At 68.5% G+C, this 15,798-nt stretch carries 13 protein-coding genes; 7 read left to right on the top strand and 6 right to left on the bottom strand.

From position 1 onward, the window contains the following. Positions 1–9: 9 nt before the first annotated feature. Entirely contained in the window at positions 10–1,509 is a 1,500-nt protein-coding gene (locus DW307_RS06445) for a hypothetical protein (RefSeq protein WP_136024332.1), read from the bottom strand. Positions 1,510–1,629: 120 nt separating this feature from the next. On the opposite strand from DW307_RS06445, the gene DW307_RS06440 reads away from it, so the two are divergent. The 6 genes from DW307_RS06440 to mnhG are packed head-to-tail and all read left to right on the top strand — an operon-like array spanning position 1,630 to position 7,996. Beyond that, the gene (locus DW307_RS06440; protein ID WP_136024331.1) at positions 1,630–4,599 is read left to right on the top strand and encodes a Na+/H+ antiporter subunit A; all 2,970 of its coding nucleotides are present in this window, start codon (positions 1,630–1,632) and stop codon (positions 4,597–4,599) included. Next, positions 4,599–5,207, top strand: a complete 609-nt coding sequence (locus DW307_RS06435) for a Na(+)/H(+) antiporter subunit C (protein WP_021200074.1) — start codon at positions 4,599–4,601, stop codon at positions 5,205–5,207. Before DW307_RS06440 ends, DW307_RS06435 begins: the two co-directional genes overlap by 1 nt. Continuing rightward, entirely contained in the window at positions 5,204–6,754 is a 1,551-nt protein-coding gene (locus tag DW307_RS06430) for a Na+/H+ antiporter subunit D (protein WP_021200075.1), read from the top strand. The genes DW307_RS06435 and DW307_RS06430 overlap by 4 nt, the downstream gene beginning before the upstream one ends. Beyond that, on the top strand, positions 6,754–7,344 hold the full coding sequence (locus DW307_RS06425) for a Na+/H+ antiporter subunit E (RefSeq protein WP_136024330.1): 591 nt from the start codon (positions 6,754–6,756) through the stop codon (positions 7,342–7,344). The genes DW307_RS06430 and DW307_RS06425 overlap by 1 nt, the downstream gene beginning before the upstream one ends. Continuing rightward, positions 7,341–7,610: a monovalent cation/H+ antiporter complex subunit F gene (locus DW307_RS06420; protein WP_021200077.1), complete on the top strand. Its 270-nt coding sequence runs from the start codon at positions 7,341–7,343 to the stop codon at positions 7,608–7,610. Before DW307_RS06425 ends, DW307_RS06420 begins: the two co-directional genes overlap by 4 nt. Further along, complete coding sequence (gene mnhG, locus DW307_RS06415; RefSeq protein ID WP_021200078.1) at positions 7,607–7,996, top strand: monovalent cation/H(+) antiporter subunit G; 390 nt, start codon at positions 7,607–7,609, stop codon at positions 7,994–7,996. Before DW307_RS06420 ends, mnhG begins: the two co-directional genes overlap by 4 nt. A gap of 88 nt (positions 7,997–8,084) precedes the next feature. Here mnhG and DW307_RS06410 read toward each other — a convergent pair whose 3' ends face one another. The 5 genes from DW307_RS06410 to DW307_RS06390 all read right to left on the bottom strand — a co-directional run bounded on the left by DW307_RS06410 (position 8,085) and on the right by DW307_RS06390 (position 14,886). Then, positions 8,085–8,846 carry an alpha/beta fold hydrolase gene (locus DW307_RS06410; RefSeq protein ID WP_021200079.1) on the bottom strand — a complete coding sequence of 254 codons (762 nt, stop codon included), beginning with the start codon at positions 8,844–8,846 and terminating at the stop codon, positions 8,085–8,087. Positions 8,847–8,904: 58 nt separating this feature from the next. Further along, on the bottom strand, positions 8,905–11,562 hold the full coding sequence (locus DW307_RS06405) for a penicillin acylase family protein (protein WP_136024329.1): 2,658 nt from the start codon (positions 11,560–11,562) through the stop codon (positions 8,905–8,907). Between the two features lie 137 nt (positions 11,563–11,699). Continuing rightward, complete coding sequence (locus DW307_RS06400) at positions 11,700–13,535, bottom strand: YhgE/Pip family protein (protein WP_136024328.1); 1,836 nt, start codon at positions 13,533–13,535, stop codon at positions 11,700–11,702. Next, positions 13,532–14,236, bottom strand: a complete 705-nt coding sequence (locus tag DW307_RS06395) for a hypothetical protein (protein WP_205810409.1) — start codon at positions 14,234–14,236, stop codon at positions 13,532–13,534. The genes DW307_RS06400 and DW307_RS06395 overlap by 4 nt, the downstream gene beginning before the upstream one ends. Then, positions 14,233–14,886 carry a TetR/AcrR family transcriptional regulator gene (locus tag DW307_RS06390; protein WP_136024327.1) on the bottom strand — a complete coding sequence of 218 codons (654 nt, stop codon included), beginning with the start codon at positions 14,884–14,886 and terminating at the stop codon, positions 14,233–14,235. The genes DW307_RS06395 and DW307_RS06390 overlap by 4 nt, the downstream gene beginning before the upstream one ends. A 267-nt stretch (positions 14,887–15,153) precedes the next feature. Between DW307_RS06390 and DW307_RS06385 the strand changes: the two genes are divergently transcribed. Continuing rightward, on the top strand, positions 15,154–15,786 hold the full coding sequence (locus DW307_RS06385; RefSeq protein WP_136024326.1) for a GntR family transcriptional regulator: 633 nt from the start codon (positions 15,154–15,156) through the stop codon (positions 15,784–15,786). Positions 15,787–15,798 lie beyond the last annotated feature (12 nt).

Genomic DNA, 15,798 nt, shown 5'->3' with positions numbered 1-15,798 from the left:
GGCGCCCGCTCAGCTGCGCTGCGGACCGAGCGGCAGGCCGTTCTCCCCGAAATCGAGGATGCGGTAGCGCCCGCAGTCGATCACCTCGTCAGGGATGACCGGTGACGAGAGGCGCCAGGGGACCGTCTGGGCGTCCTCCACGAGGAATGACACCTCACCGACATCGAAATCCGCTCGGTTCACGAGCCACGCGTAGCCGTTGAGCTCATGATCGACCTGCACGAGACGGGCGGGATCCTCCAGATGCAGCTTCGGCAGGCGTACCGTCCAGAACTGGCCGGCCCCGACCCGGCCCGACGCATCGACCCAGTCGGTCACACAGGCGAGATCGGCATCGGGGGCGGCGCTCGCAGCGGCGAGCCGGGGAACGCTGAACGTGCCGCCGATCACGAGCACCACGGTAGCGGCCGCCGCGAGGAGAGCACCGGCACGCCGCGGCACCCGCCAGGCACGGGGAGCCGCCACCACGGCGAGCACCGGCGCGAAGACGAGGGGCTGCAGGTACCGCGCGGCGTGGGTGCCGAGAGCGATCGCGCCGATCGCGACGAGCACGGGGGTGACCCACGCGACGGTCGCGACGAACCGCGTGCCGGGATCGCCCGCTCGCGCCGTGCGCGCGATGGCCGACGCGATGAGGGCGAGCACGATCAGGGCGCCGATGATGCCGGCGGGCGTCGCCGTGCGGTCGAGGAGAAGGGTTCCGTAGTAGCCCGCCGACTCCGGCCAGAGTTCGGGCTGGGCGTAGCCGGCTCCGGTGTTGGCGATCCATGCCCGAAGAGGAATGCGACCGAGGAAGCCCATCGCGGTGCCCAGGACCAGCACGACGAGCATCGTCGCCGTGCGGGTGCGTCGAGGCGACCGGATGAGCATCACGGCGAGGAGAAGAGCGATCGGAACCGTCGCCCAGGCGGCGAACAACGGGTTGGAGAGGGTGGAGACGGCGGCCGTCGCGCCCAGGGCGACCAACGACCCGGTTCCGCCCTCGTCGCGGTCGATCACCCGACGCACCAGACCGGCGGACAGCACGACGGCGATCACCGTCGAGCAGTAATACGTGGTGGTGAGCAGCAGGGAGGCGAGTTCGAGCGCGTCCCGAGAACCCGAGACATCGGTCATCGCCAAGATGCCGAAGACCGCGAGCCCGAGGAGCGCCCAGCTGACCGGGGCGGTGTCGTCGCGTCGACGGCCCGATACCAGCCGGAGGGCCCCGTAGAGAGCGAGCATGTTGATGACGGCATCGATCGTGAGCAATCCGTTCACGTCGACGGGCAGCACCGCATCGAGGCCGGCGAACACAGCAGACTCGGGCAGGAACAGCACGCTGGACATCGCCCAATCCAGCGGAGCGCCGGACAGGACGGATCGTGCGAACATCGCCACGACCAGGGAATCTCCATCGCGGAACAGCAGGTCGGCGCGAGCAGATGAAGCGACCTGCGCCACCGTGATCATCGCCACGGCCAGTGCCCCCACCCAGCCCGCGAGCTCTCGAACCCAGACCCGCTGCATGGGGCTACTCTCGCACGATCGTGCAAACGTGGACCGCAGGAACCTCTCGCGCCGGTAAACTGGTCTGACACCCGCCCGCCTGTGCCGAAATGGCCGACGAGCCCTGAGGGAGCCGCGTATATGCTGATGCTCCTCGCTGTGTTCCTCCTCGGGTCGCTGTTGATGCCCGTTCTGGTGCGCTGGCTCGGAGCTCAGGCTTTCGCCATCGCCGCCCTCGTCCCGGCCGCCGCCTTCGTGCATGCACTCGTCATGACGCCGCAGGTGCTCGACGGGCCGGTACCGTTCGAGTCGGTCGAGTGGATCCCCCAACTGGGTCTGAACCTCTCCATGAACATGGACGTGCTCGGCTGGGTGCTCACCCTGATCGTCACGGGCGTCGGAGCACTGGTTCTCCTCTACTGCCGTTGGTACTTCTACGAGGACTCGGCGGGCGTCGGACAGTTCGCCGGCGTGCTGTTGGGCTTCGCGGGCGCGATGTACGGACTGGTCCTGACCGACGACCTCGTGATCCTCGTCATGTTCTGGGAAGTCACGAGCATCCTCTCGTACCTCCTCATCGGTCACTACCGCCGCCGTGCCGCCAGCCGTCGTGCGGCGCTGCAGGCTCTGCTGGTGACGACGCTCGGTGGCCTCGTGATGTTCGTGGGCGTCGTGCTGCTCGTGGTCGACACCGGCACCTCGAGCATCCGCGAGATCCTCGTCATCGCGCCCAGCGGACCTCTCGTCGATGCTGCGATCGTCATGCTCCTGATCGGGGCGATCAGCAAGTCGGCACTGTTCCCCTTCCACTTCTGGCTCCCCGGTGCGATGGCCGCGCCCACGCCGGTGAGCGCGTATCTGCACGCCGCCGCGATGGTGAAGGCGGGCATCTACCTGATCGCCCGGTTCGCGCCGATCTTCGCGTTCAGCACCACCTGGCGGCCGATCGTCATCACCCTGGGCATCATCACGATGCTGCTCGGGGGCATCCAGGCGTTGCGTGAGACCGACCTCAAGCGCATTCTCGCCTTCGGCACGGTCAGCCAGCTCGGCTTCTTCGCGATCGTCGTCGGCTACGGCACGCAGGCGGCGGCGCTCGCCGGTCTCGCCCTGGTCATCGGGCACGCGCTGTTCAAGTCGGCGCTCTTCCTGATCGTCGGCGTCATCGACCGTCAGCTGTCCACCCGAGACATCAACGAGCTCTCCGGCGTCGGTCGGCAGGCGCCCGTCATGGCGACCGCGGCATTCATCTCCGTGGCATCGATGGCGGGCATAGCGCCGACCATCGGCTTCGTCGCCAAGGAATCCACGCTCACCGCCCTCCTCGACGACGCACAAGGCGGATCCCCGTGGGGACTCGTCGCCCTCATCGGTATCGTCCTCGGATCCATGCTGACTGCGGCATATGGGGTGCGTTTCCTCTGGGGCGCGTTCTGGAAGAAGCGCGATGAGCAGGGGCAGCAACTCCCCGACACAGCCTGGCCCGATCCGCCGGTCGGCTTCCTGTCGGCCCCGATCATCCTCGCCGGCGTCACGCTCGCCGCGGGTATCGGCGCACCCGCTCTCGACACGGCTCTGCAGGGGTACGCCCTCACCGCGACCCCGGGGCTCGACCATGCGGGCGAGGCCGTCGAGGGCCCCGGCCATCTCGCGCTGTGGCACGGCTTCGAGCCCGCACTGGGCATCTCGATCCTGTCGATCCTGCTCGGCATCGGGCTGTTCCTGGTCACCCGCAGGACCGGATGGGATCGCAAGCCGCGTATCCTGCGATTCACCGCGGCCGACATCTACTACTTCGTCATGCGCGGCGTCGACCGGCTCTCGGTGCTCAGCACCACGCTCACCCAGCGGGGCTCGCTGCCGGTGTACGTCGGCACCATCTTCGTGGTGTTCGTCGCCGCCGAGGTCACGGCCCTCATCGCGAGCGACATCGATCGGTACAACCTGTCCCTCTGGCACACCCCGGCGCAGATCGTGGTCGCGCCGATCATGGCGATCGCCGGCATCTTCGCCGTCCGTGCGCAGAAGCGCTACACCGGCGTGGTGCTCGTCTCGGTCACCGGACTCGGCATGGTCGTGCTGTTCGCGACGAGCGGTGCACCCGACCTCGCGCTGACGCAGATCCTGGTCGAGACGGTCACGATGGTCACGTTCGCGCTGGTGCTCCGTCGCCTCCCCGCGCGGATGGGCGAGCACAACGCCTCGGTCGGACGCATCCCCCGCGCGCTGCTGGCGATCGGCGTGGGCGTCACGATGGCCTTCGTCGCCGTCGTCGCCACCCAGTCGCGCATCGCCGACCCGATCTCGGAGGCGTTCCCGAAGCTCGCCTACGAGATCGGACACGGCAAGAACGTCGTCAATGTGGCGCTGGTCGACCTGCGCGGCTGGGACACCATGGGCGAGCTCTCGGTGCTCGTGCTCGCCGCGACAGGTGTGGCCTCCCTGGTGTTCGTCACGCACCGCGCCGACCTGCTCGCCGCCACCAAGAATCTCCCCCGGGCGACGCGGAAGGCCGCACGCAGCCGCCCGCTCGTCGAGACCACCGAGGGCATCCGATTCCAGACCTCCGAGAACGAGAGCAGCCCGCGGGCGTGGCTCGTCGGCGGTCAGAAGATGAAGCCCGAGAACAGGTCGATCCTGCTCGAGGTGATCGTCCGCATCCTGTTCCACACCATCATCGTGGTGTCGATCTTCCTGCTGTTCTCCGGCCACAATCTGCCGGGCGGCGGCTTCGCCGGCGGTCTCGTCGCGGGCATGGCACTCGTGATGCGCTACATCGCCGGCGGACGCTGGGAGCTGGGCGCCGCGGCCCCCACGGATGCGGGACGACTGCTCGGCACCGGCCTGATCCTCGCCGTCGGCACGGCGGTCGTTCCCCTGTTCTTCGGTCTCGCGCCCCTGACCAGCACCTTCTGGGAGTGGGAGATCCCCGGCATCGGACACATGGAGTTCGTCACCTCGACCATCTTCGACATCGGCGTGTACCTCGTCGTGATCGGGCTCGTCCTCGACGTGCTGCGCAGCCTGGGCGCCGAGGTCGACCGTCAGGCGGCGCTGCGCACCACACCGGGTCCTGAAGGATTCCTCTCCCGTGGCGGGAGGAGCAGCTGATGGACGTCTCCCTCACCCTGATCGTCATCATGGCCATCCTCTTCGCGTGCGGCGTGTACGCGATGCTGGAGCGCAGCCTGACCCGTGTGCTGATCGGCTTCCTGCTGCTCGGCAACGCCACGAACCTGCTGCTCCTGATCGTGATGGGCGTTCCCGGCAACGCGCCGTTCTTCGGGACGGAAGGGGAGATGAGCGACCCGCTCCCGCAGGCGCTCACCCTCACCGCCATCGTCATCACGTTCGCGGTCTCGGCTTTCCTGCTCGCCCTGATCTACCGCTCCTGGCAACTGGGTCAGGCCGACACGGTCGAGGACGACGAGGCCGACATCGCGCTCCGCGAGCGCACAGATGCCGACGAAGACCTCATGGACGACGAGTCCGAGACCGACGACGACGAGGCGACCACCGACTTCGTCGGCGTGCAGACCGCGCCGATCACGGTGCTGCACATGCGCGATCATCCCTCGATCCACGACGATGCTCCGTTCGACGCCCCGACCGGGTGGGGGAGCGAGCCCTCCGAACCGTCAGAACCCTCCGACGAGGGCCGTGAACCGCGCCCCGACCAACCCCATGACCGCGACGAGAACGAGGAGGGCAAGCCATGACCGCCCTCGTCCCGCTCCTCGTCGCACTGCCTCTGCTGGGCGCCGCGGTCACCCTCGTCTTCGGTCGCAATGCGCGCCTGCAGGTCGTCGTCACGGTCGCCACTCTCGCCGCCGTCTCGGTCATCGCCGCCGTGCTCCTGGTCGTGGTCGATTCCGGTGCTCCGCTGGCGGTGTCGGTCGGCGGCTGGCCCGTGCCGTTCGGCATCGTGCTCTACGTCGACAGGCTCGCCGCCCTCCTCGTGCTCATCTCCAGCATCGTGCTGCTCGCGGTCCTGCTCTTCTCGATCGGCCAGGGTGCCGCAGACGGCACCGACGAGACGCCGATCTCGATCTTCAACCCGTCGTACCTGATCCTCGCGGCCGGCATCTTCAACGCCTTCATCGCGGGCGACCTGTTCAACCTCTACGTCGGCTTCGAGATCCTGCTCGTCGCGTCGTACGTGTTGATCACCCTCGGCAGCACCGAGTCCCGCATCCGTACCGGCGCGGTCTACATCGTGGTCTCGCTGGTCTCGTCGATCCTGTTCCTCGCGTCGATCGCGATGATCTACGGCGCACTCGGCACGGTCAACATGGCCCAGATCGCCGAGCGCATGTCGGAGCTCCCGCAGGAGACGCAGCTGGTGCTGCACCTGATGCTCGTGGTCGCCTTCGGCATCAAGGCCGCCATCTTCCCGGTGTCGTTCTGGCTGCCGGACTCGTACCCGACCGCACCGGCCCCGGTCACCGCCGTGTTCGCCGGCCTGCTGACGAAGGTCGGCGTGTACGCGCTGATCCGCACCGAGACCCAGCTCTTCGCCTCGAACAGCATCGACACGCTGCTCTTGATCATCGCGCTCGCGACCATGATCGTCGGAGTGCTCGGTGCCGTCGCACAGGCCGAGCTCAAGCGAATCCTGTCGTTCACACTGGTCAGCCACGTCGGCTACATGATCTTCGGCCTCGCGATAGCGACCCCCGCCGCGATCGGCGCCACGGTGTACTACATCGTGCACCACATCGTCGTGCAGACCACCCTGTTCCTCGCCGTCGGGCTCGTGGAACGTCGAGCCGGAAGCACCTCGATCCTGCGGGTCAAGGGGCTGCTGAAGGTCGCCCCCCTGATCGCCGTCCTCTACTTCGTCCCCGCGATCAACCTCGGCGGACTGCCGCCCTTCTCCGGCTTCATCGGCAAGTTCGCCCTCTTCGAGGCGGCGGCTTCGGTCGGTACACCGATCATGATCGTGCTGATCTTCGGCGGCATCGTCACGTCGCTGCTGACCCTCTACGCCCTGATGCGCGCCTGGAACCTCGCCTTCTGGCGCGAAGAGGAGGACTCCACCGAGACCGAGGGACGCATCTCGTACCTCGGCAACGCGCCGGCGGCCGATGAGCAGCAGGAGCGCCGTCGCATCCCGAAGATCATGACCGTGGCGACCGGCGGCATGGTCGCGGTCACGCTCGCGTTGACGATCTTCGCTGGTCCTCTCTACGCCCTCTGCGACCGCATCGGCGCCGCACTGCTGCAGCCGGTGAGCCTCGTGCAACTGGAAGAGGAGGTGGGCTGATGGCGCGCGACACCCGACGTCACCTCTGGCGCGACATTCGCGTGCAGCTGCCCTTCCTCGCCTGGCTCGTGGTGCTCTGGATGCTGCTGTGGGCGCAGTTCACGGTGCTGTCGTTCCTCACCGGACTCGTCGTCGCGATCTTCGTCACCCGCGTGTTCCGCCTGCCGACCGTCGCGCTCTCCGGCCGCGTCAACCTCTGGTACGCCGCACTGTTCGTGGTGCAATTCCTGTTCGCGGTGCTGAGCGGTGCTCTCTCGGTCACGGTGCAGGTGTTCGACTTCCGTCGCCAGCCCGGCACGGCCATCATCGCGGTGCCGCTGCGGTACGCCGACGACCTGGTGATGACGCACGTCGCCGTCGTGTCGTCGCTGATCCCCGGGTCTCTCGTCGTGGAGACCGACCGCGACCGGCGGATCCTGTACCTGCACGTGATCGGGGTCCGAAATCTCGACGACGTGGAGAAGCAGCGCGCCGGCGTGCTCCGGTGGGAGCGACGCGTGGTGCGTGCGCTCGGCGACCCCGATCAGTATCGTGCCCTCAAGGCCGACGAGCGCGCGGGCCTCGGAACGATGAAGGGCGGTGCCCGATGAACATCCTCCTGCTGCTGATCATGGTGGTGTTCGGCATCGCCGCTGTGCTCGCGCTGATCCGCATCGTGCGCGGACCGTCGATCCTCGACCGCGCCGTCGCCTCCGACGTGCTGCTCACCGAGGTGATGTGCGTGATCGGCGCCGAGATGGCGATCAACGGTCACACTCGAAACATCCCCGTGCTCTTGATCATCGCGGCGATCGGAGTGTTCGGATCGATCGCCGTCGCCCGGTTCGTCGCGAGAAGGGACAACACGACACCATGAACGTGTTCGGTCTCATGATCCCGGATGCCGTCATCGACGTGGCGGTCCTGGTGCTCATCCTGCTCGGAGCGCTGCTGTGCCTGTCGGCGGCGGTCGGACTGCTGCACTTCCGCGATGTGCCGTCGCGTCTGCACGCGGCGACCAAGCCTCAGGTGCTCGGACTGCTGCTCATCTGCATCGCGATCGCGCTGTCGCAGCGGTCGGTCGGCGGCATCCTGATCGGGTTCGTGCTGGTCGCCCCGGTCGTGCTCATGCAGTTCGCCACCGCTCCGCTCTCGGCGCACATGGTCGGACGGCAGGCGTATCGCAACGGCACCATCGAGCAGCGCGGCCTCGTCGTCGACGAGCTCTCCGAGTCGAAGCAGACCCCGCCCGCTGCGGGCTGACATCGAGGCTGATCCTGCCCGGCTGCGCCGGGCGCTCCATGCCGGCACGCCGCGTCGCGCGGGCCGCTCATGAGGAGGGCCCGGGGCGTCAGAGGCGAGCAGTGAACTCGTGGATCAGGCGCGCCGCGGGTTCGGAGTCGCTGATCAGCGTGCCGTGACCGTGGTCGGGGATGACTTCGAGGTCGGCGCCGGGGATGGCGTCGATGATCTCGCGGCACCAGCTCATCGGCGCCAGCGGATCGCTTTCCCCGCGCAGCACGAGCACGGGGCACTGGATGCGCACGAAGGCGTCTTCGGGCTCGTGCACGATGGTCGCACGCATCTTCCGGAACAGGTGGGGGCCGCCGCGGAGGTACTCCCGGGCACCGCGCCAGATGACCAGGGGGCGTTCGCCGATGAGGTCTGTGAGCAGATACCGCGCCTGCGCGCCGATGTTGCGCGCGGCCTTGTTCACGGTGGGGCCGGCGAGCACCACTCCCTCGACGAGGGACGGATGCCGCGCGGCGAGCTCGGCGGCGATCTGACTGCCCATCGAGTGCCCGATCACGACGACGGGGCCCGAGTCGACGTGCTGCAGGTAGGCCGCGACGAGGTCGGCATGCCGTTCCATGGTGAGTGTGCGGGTGGGCTCGGGCGCCTCGCCGAATCCGGGCAGATCGAGGGCGATGACCCTTCCCTCGAGACGTTGCACGATATCGAGATAGACGCTCCGCCCCATGCCGATGCCGTGCAGGAGCAGATACGTGTGCGGGCCCTCACCGAACGTCTCGGCGATGAGGGTCGCACCTGCGTGCTCGAACTCCAGAAGCGTGACGGGGGTGCCCTTGGGGGCGAGATAGGCGGATGGCACCCGTCAACGCTAGCCGAGCATCCTGGGGCGCTGCTTCAGATGCCCCGAGAGCCGTCGTTCAGCCGGCCGGCGTGAGCACCAGGGTGTTGACCGCCGCTGCCTTCACGGCCTTCGCCGAGTACGTCCACGGCTTCTGGATGCCCGCTGCCCAGTCCGCCGTCTGATCCGTGTAGTGCTCGCTGTACGCGTGACCCGAGGCGCCGGTGAGATGATTCCAGGTCGAGGCGTCGAAGTCGGAGAGGTCGACGACCATGCGCATCGACGGCACGGTCGTGGTGGCGTACGAGACCCCGAGCTCCCATCCGGTCGCGTTCACCACCGAGGCCCCTCCGCTGACCGGGAAAGGTCCACGGTTGAAGAGTGCTTCGATCGGCGCGATGCCCGAGGAGCCGAGTGTCTCACTGGTGAGGGTGATCGCGTGCAGGTCGCCCCAGTTCCAGCGTGAGACGGTCGTGCCCTGCAGAGCCGCGAGCTCGTCGTAGGCCTCTTCCGCCGACAGCGCCAGCATCTGCTCCATCCCGTCGACGTCGATCTGCGCGTTGACCCAGAGCGGGTCGGAAGGATCGGCCAGCATGTCGGAGACGACGGTGAAGAGCCGAGCTTGGCCGTCGATGGGGAGCGGCTGAGCGCGCTCGGCGAAGATGTTCTGCACCAGGTTCGACCACAGAACGTTCGCGTACGCCGCAGCCGCCGACGATGCGGAGTTCTGCCCGTCCCACCCCTGCAGCAGTTCGACGGCCGCGGTCGGGCCTGCACCGGACACGTCGACGTCGGCCATGGCGGTCGCCAGCTGGGTGCCGATCCACATCTCGTTGTCCATCTGGATCTCGCGCATGTCGTCGGCGGTCAGGGGTGCGACGGCCGCGCGTCGCTCGATGAGGTGTGCGATCCGGGCGGCGCGGTAGCCGTAGTCCCAGTCGCGGGAGAGGAAGTAGGCGTAGTCGTCGGTGACGATCGCGTTGTTCGCGGTCACGATGTATCCCGAGGTGGGGTTGTACGAGACCGGCAGCTCCTCGAACGGGATGAACCCCGTCCAGTCGTAGCTGCTGTCCCACCCGGGCTGCGGCATCCATCCGTCGCCCGCGCCGCGGATCGGAAGGCGGCCCGGGGTCTGGTAGCCGATGTTGCCCTCGGTGTCGGCGTAGATGAGGTTCTGTGCCGGCACGTCGAAGAGCGAGGCCGCGTAGCGGAAGTCGTCGAAGTCCTGCGCGGTGGAGAGCGCGAAGATGGCCGTCGCCGCCGTGCCGGGATCGAGCGCGGTCCACCGCAGACTCACGGCGTACTCGGCATCGTCGGAACCGGGGGGTGCGGACGCCGGGGCGGTGGCTTCGGCGCCGAGGGCGGGTTCCGGAGCCCCCGCGATCGCCGTGAAGTCGTCCGTGAGTCCGGAGATGAGGGGCCCGTGGACGGTCGAGCGGATGGTCAGCTCGATGTCGTCGCCGCCCGCGACCTTGATCGTCTCGGTGCTCTCCTCGAGAGGCACCAGTGCTCCGTCGCGCCAGTACTGGTCGCCCTCGACGCGCTCGATGTAGAGGTCGGTGACATCGGTGGTGAGGTTCGTGAACCCCCAGGCGACCTTCTGGTTGTGGCCGATGACGATGCCGGGAAGGCCGGAGAACGAGAAGCCTCCCACGTCGAACGGGCACTCCTCGCTCACCGTCGAGCACTTCAACTGCACCTGGTACCAGACCGAGGGCAGCGAGGCCCCGAGGTGCGGATCGTTCGCGAGCAGGGGCATCCCGGTTTCGGTGAGGTCTCCGGAGACGACCCAGGAGTTCGAGCCGATGCCCTCGCCGACATCGCCGACCAGCACACTCGCCGCTTCGATCACGCTCGAGGTCTCCTCCCACTCGACGGTCGTCGATGCCTGCTGCGCCTCGCCGTCGGTCTCGGAGGTGGTGTAGGCCGCAGGCTCCGCATCGGTGCCGAGTGCGGGAACGGTCGAGATCTTGGGCACGATCACGGGGTTCTCGTCGAACGGGTAGTCGGGGTAGAGCTTCGCCAGCAGGTCACCGGTGGCCGCGTCCTCTGCCCCGTCCGCGCCTGTGCTCAGCTCTGCGGCCAGCAGCGAGCGCTCGGTCTCGTCCTCGATGTTGCCGCGCAGGTCCCAGGCCATGGCCTTGAGCCAGGCGACGGAATCCGCGGGTTCCCACGGCTCGGGAGCGTAGTCGGGGTTCTGCAGTCCGATCACGGCGTACTCGAGCGACAGTTCGGCGCCGGAGCGCGAAGCCAGGTAGGCGTTCACGCCATCCGCATAGGCCTCGTAGTAGCCGCGCGTGGTGTCGTCCATCGCCTCGACCTCGGCCTCCGCGACCGTGCGCCATCCGAGCGTGCGGAGGAAGGCGTCGGTGCCGGCCTGCGACTCCCCGAACATCTCGGCGACGCGGCCGGCGGTCACATGGCGGCGGAAGTCCATCTCGAAGAACCGGTCCTGCGCGTGCACGAAGCCCTGCGCGTAGAACAGGTCGTCGGTCGAGTCGGCGGTGATCGTCGGGATACCGCGGTCGTCTCGCTGCACGGTCACTGCTGCCGCGAGCCCGTCGAGCTCGATCGATCCCTCGGTCTGCGGGAAGGAACGCTGGATGGTCCAGGTCACGAAGAACGCCGCAGCCACGGCGATCACCACGACGGCGGCCACGACGAGGAACGCGATGCGCCCGATGCGAACGCCCAGCGGGAGGCGGGAAGGGGCAGCGGACTCCTGCGAATCGGTCATCATCGTCGAGAACACTTTCGGGTAGAAAGGTGGAACTCAGTTCCACCGAGCCCCAGCGCGCGTTTCAGGGCCGCGCCTTCGCATCATATCCGCACCGGCGCTCGCCACGAGGCGTTCCGCGACGAGCACCGGGTCGATCATCCGATCAGGCTCGGCTGCAGATCGCGCAGGGTGCGCCGATGTGTCATCCGCGTCACCCCGATCATCGCGAACAGCAGCGCGCCGACGAGCCACACGCCGAGCACGGCCAGATCCCCGCCGGCACGCGCGAAGTCGCCGCCGTACATCAGCTGTCGCATCGCATCGACGACGTAACCCAGCGGCAGCACGTGATGCAGGGCGGCGAGGGGAGCGGGCAGCGTCTGCCACGGGAACGTGCCGCCCGCGGTGACCAGTTGCAGCACCATCAGAACCAGGCCGAGGAACTGCCCGACCGATCCGAGCCAGACGTTCAGGGCGAGGATGATCGCCGCGAAGGTCGCCGACGCGAAGACCATGATGCCGAGCGTGCCGAGCGGATGGTCGAAGGTGAAGCCGAGCGTGATGGCGAGGATGCCCATCAACCCGAGCATCTGCACGGCACCGAGCATCGCCGGGGTCAGCCAGCCGGCCAGCGTGATGCGGATGGGGGAGTGCAGTGCGGTGATGGCGCGCCGGGAGATGGGCTTCACGATCAGGAAGAGGGCGTAGATGCCGATCCAGGCGGAGAGCGCGGCGAAGAAGGGGGCGAGTCCGGCACCGTAGTCCTCGGCGGAGGCGACCTTGTCGCTCGACACCTTGACCGGGTCGGCGATCGTGTCGGCCTGAAGCGAGCGCAGGTCGGGGGTGGAGGCGGGAATCGCGTCGACGCCCTGGGACAGTCCGTCGCGCAGCTCGGCCGTGCCGGAGGCGAGCGTGGCGAGTCCGTCGCGCAACTGAGAGGCACCGTCGTTCGCGGCGGAGGCACCCGTGGCGACCGCGCCGGCACCGGTGGCGAGTTCCGAGGCGCCCGAGGCGAGGGAGGCGGCACCGGCGGCGAGCTGGTCGACCTTGCCGACCGCGGCCTGCACCTGAGTGTTCCCCTCCTGCAGGCGAGCGCCGAGCGGATCGAGCGTGGCGAGCACCTGGTCGATCTCGTCGGGCGTGAGGCCCTGCTGCGTCAGGGCGTTCGCGATGTCGGTGCGCACCTGCGGCAGGGCGTTCGCGGCCTGCTGCACCGCGGATCCTGCACGGTCGGCGACGTCGGCGAGCTGACGGTTGCCCGCGCTCACCTGCTGCGCGCCGTTCGCGAGGCTCTGCGCCCCCGTGGCCAGTTGTGCCGTTCCGTCGGCGAGCTTCGCGGTGCCTTCGGCGAGCGTGGAGCTGCCGGAAGCGGCGGTGCCGGCGCCGTCGGTGAGCTGCGTGGCGCCGTCCGTCGCCGTGATCAGCTTGTCGCGCACGTCGCTGAGGCCGGTGAGCAGGCGCTCTGCGGCCTGGCTGCCGACCATCTGGGCGACCGAGCTGCGGATCTTCTCCACGGCCTGCGTGCCCATCGATGAAGCGAGGTAGTTGTTCGCGTCGTTGGTCTCGAGGTCGATGCGCGCCTGGTGCGGGTCGCTTCCCGCGGCTGAGGTGAGGGCGGAGGAGAAGTCGGCCGGGATCGTCACGGTGAAGTCCACAGTGCCGTGTTTCAGGGCTTCGGAGGCTTCGTCGGCCGACATCAGCTGCCAGTCGAAGGCGTTGCCCTTGATGAGGTTCTCGGCCACGTCCTCGCCGTAGTTCACGGTCTCACCGGTCGCGGGTTCGGTGCCGGTGGTGGGCGCGGGGGCGCCTTCGTCGTCGACCACGAGCGCGACAGGGACCTCGGGGAACTTCGCGTACGGATCCTGGTTCGCCCAGAGGTAGAGACCGCCGTAGAGGATCGGGACGCAGATCAACGCGACCAGGGCGATGATGCCCATCCGGCTCGCGGTGAGTCGCCGCAGCTCGGCGGCGATCATGGCGGGAACCTTCATAGCGCATCTCCGTTCTCACTCGTGGCGGGTGTCTCGTCGGCGGCGGGAGACGCGGGCTCGTCGATCGCGAGCGGTTCGACAGGCCCGGAGGCGTTGATCGCGTCGAACTCCTGCATCCGCTCCAGGGCGATGGCTGCCGAGCCTCCGATGATCACGAGCATCGCGTAGCCGCGGTCCGCGAATTCGCTCGCGATGCGCCACCAGCCGTCGGGGCTTCCTCCGTGGCGGTCGGGCGACACGAGCACGATGCCCTCGACCCCGGATCGGAGCACCGCGAGTTCACACAGGATGCGCACGCGTGCGGCGGGATCGATGGAGCCGAACGGCACGCCGGCCAGCTCGGTGTAGCCGAGCCGCGCGAGCCAGCGTCGTGCGTGCAGCGGAGTGGCGCCGAGTCCGGCGAACATGAGCTCTTCCTCCACGACGCCGACGAGGGCGACGTCGGGGTGCGGGTCGCTGACGGCGGGGGCGTCGACCAGAGCCACGCGACGACGCAATGCCTTCGGATCGTCGGCGGCGTCGATGCTCACGCGGCCGGTGTCGGGGCGCATGCGACCGCTCGCGATGAGTCCGAGCACCGTCGGTCGCTGCTCCGTCTCGGCCAGGGCGAAGCGCACCGAGCCGGTGTGGAACTCGAGCGAGATCGCCGGGAGTGCTTGGCCGTTGCGGCCTTTGCTCACGTCGTGCAGAGAGATCTTCATGCCCGGTCCTCCGGGGTGTTCGGGGGTTCCGTCGGGGCTGCCGCGGATGCGGCGAGGTCGGGGTGCGATGCGAGCAGCTCGTCCGCTTCGCGCCAGGAGAGTCCGGCGATGCTCAGCACCGTCCGCACGGCGAGGTCAGCGGCCCCCGTGCTGGCCGCATCCGTGCGGGAGATGACCGTGCGCGCCATCTCTTCGATGAGGCGCGCAAGGGTGGGGGCGGCGAGGTCGGTGCGGAAGCTGCCGTCGTCCTGTCCCCGGCGCACGAGCGCTGCCACAGTGCGGCGCAGGGGAGCGAGCGCGGTGGCGGTGTGTTCGACGTGCGTCTCATCGAGAGCGAGGGCGGCGGCCACCTGCACGTGCGCGGCTTCGTGCCAGAGGTGGGCGGCGAGACGGGCGAGGGCGAGGCGGGCGTCGGTGTCGTCGATCGAGGCGGCGATGGCGTTGAACCGCTGCGCGCCGCTGGAGATGAGTTCGCGGATGAGGGCGTCGCGATCGTCGAAGTGTCCGTACAGGGTGCGTCGCGAGAGCCCGGCGCTGCGCGCGATGACGTCGACGGAGGCGTGCGGGTGCAGCGCCAGGGTCGCGCGGGCGGCGGAGAGGATGCCGGCGCGATTCTCGACGGCGTCGCGACGAGGTGCACGGGTGGTCATGAGTTCACGATAGGGATCATGCACATGAATGTGCAAGGTATGGCGTGCGGATTCGTGGAGAGCGCCCAGGCAGGCGTACAGCGCTGATCGAGGACTGCTGTGTTATGTTACGCGTTGCGCGCTGGTGCGCGCGGGGGATCGCACCGGTTCCGGACACGGGGGTTGTTCGGTCCGCGCGTGCCGACCGTTTCGAGTGGTGGGGGACCCGCTGTGGTCGAGGGAGAGTGTGATTTGGCAGGCATCGATGTGGCGCTCGAGCGCCGGACGATGAGTGAGGACGTCTATCGGCGGTTGCGAGATGCGATCGTGGACGGTGAGTTGCGACCGGGGGAACGCCTTCGCGACACCGAGCTGGCGGAAGATCTGGGCACCTCCAAGACGCCCGTGCGTCATGCGCTGGCGCGACTGGCCGAGCAGGGGCTCGTCGAGATGCAGCGAAATCGCTTCACGCGTGTGGCGCCGCTCGACCTGGACCGGATCCGCGACGCGATCGCGCTGTTCGGTGACATCTGGATCGGATCGGTGCGGCATGCGATGCCGCTCGTCCGACAGGATGACGTCAGCTACCTCGTCGACCTGACGGAGGACATGTCCGACGCGGCGGTCGAGCGCGACGTCCTGGCCTACGGCGTGGCTCTGCGTGCCATCGCCATCGGCTTCGCTCGTCTCGAGGGCAATGCCACGCGGGCGTCCGTGATCGAGCTGCTCGGGCCGCAGATCCGGCGCTTCACGCAGCATGCCGCCGGCTGGTTCGATTGGGCCGCGAGCGAGCGGTCCACCCTCGAGATCAGGGACGCCATCGTCTGCCGAGATGCGACGCAGGTGCGCGCGGCCCTCGTGACCCTGTTCGACGAGGTGCTTCCCGGCATCATCGACCGGACGGAGCTCGGAGACCGCTGAGGCGGGACGCCG

This window comes from Microbacterium sp. K27 (assembly GCF_004794435.1).
Classification (GTDB): domain Bacteria; phylum Actinomycetota; class Actinomycetes; order Actinomycetales; family Microbacteriaceae; genus Microbacterium; species Microbacterium maritypicum_A.
This window is presented reverse-complemented; position numbering and strand designations above follow the sequence as displayed.

Excerpts from the sequence above, each read along its gene's own strand:
- DW307_RS06400 (WP_136024328.1), bottom strand. The coding sequence starts at position 13,535 with ATGAAGGTTCCCGCCATGATCGCCGCCGAGCTGCGGCGACTCACCGCG.
- DW307_RS06440 (WP_136024331.1), top strand. The coding sequence starts at position 1,630 with ATGCTGATGCTCCTCGCTGTGTTCCTCCTCGGGTCGCTGTTGATGCCC.
- DW307_RS06385 (WP_136024326.1), top strand. The coding sequence starts at position 15,154 with ATGAGTGAGGACGTCTATCGGCGGTTGCGAGATGCGATCGTGGACGGT.
- DW307_RS06395 (WP_205810409.1), bottom strand. The coding sequence starts at position 14,236 with ATGAAGATCTCTCTGCACGACGTGAGCAAAGGCCGCAACGGCCAAGCA.
- DW307_RS06390 (WP_136024327.1), bottom strand. The coding sequence starts at position 14,886 with ATGACCACCCGTGCACCTCGTCGCGACGCCGTCGAGAATCGCGCCGGC.
- DW307_RS06445 (WP_136024332.1), bottom strand. The coding sequence starts at position 1,509 with ATGCAGCGGGTCTGGGTTCGAGAGCTCGCGGGCTGGGTGGGGGCACTG.
- DW307_RS06420 (WP_021200077.1), top strand. The coding sequence starts at position 7,341 with ATGAACATCCTCCTGCTGCTGATCATGGTGGTGTTCGGCATCGCCGCT.
- DW307_RS06435 (WP_021200074.1), top strand. The coding sequence starts at position 4,599 with ATGGACGTCTCCCTCACCCTGATCGTCATCATGGCCATCCTCTTCGCG.
- DW307_RS06425 (WP_136024330.1), top strand. The coding sequence starts at position 6,754 with ATGGCGCGCGACACCCGACGTCACCTCTGGCGCGACATTCGCGTGCAG.
- mnhG (WP_021200078.1), top strand. The coding sequence starts at position 7,607 with ATGAACGTGTTCGGTCTCATGATCCCGGATGCCGTCATCGACGTGGCG.
- DW307_RS06405 (WP_136024329.1), bottom strand. The coding sequence starts at position 11,562 with ATGACCGATTCGCAGGAGTCCGCTGCCCCTTCCCGCCTCCCGCTGGGC.
- DW307_RS06430 (WP_021200075.1), top strand. The coding sequence starts at position 5,204 with ATGACCGCCCTCGTCCCGCTCCTCGTCGCACTGCCTCTGCTGGGCGCC.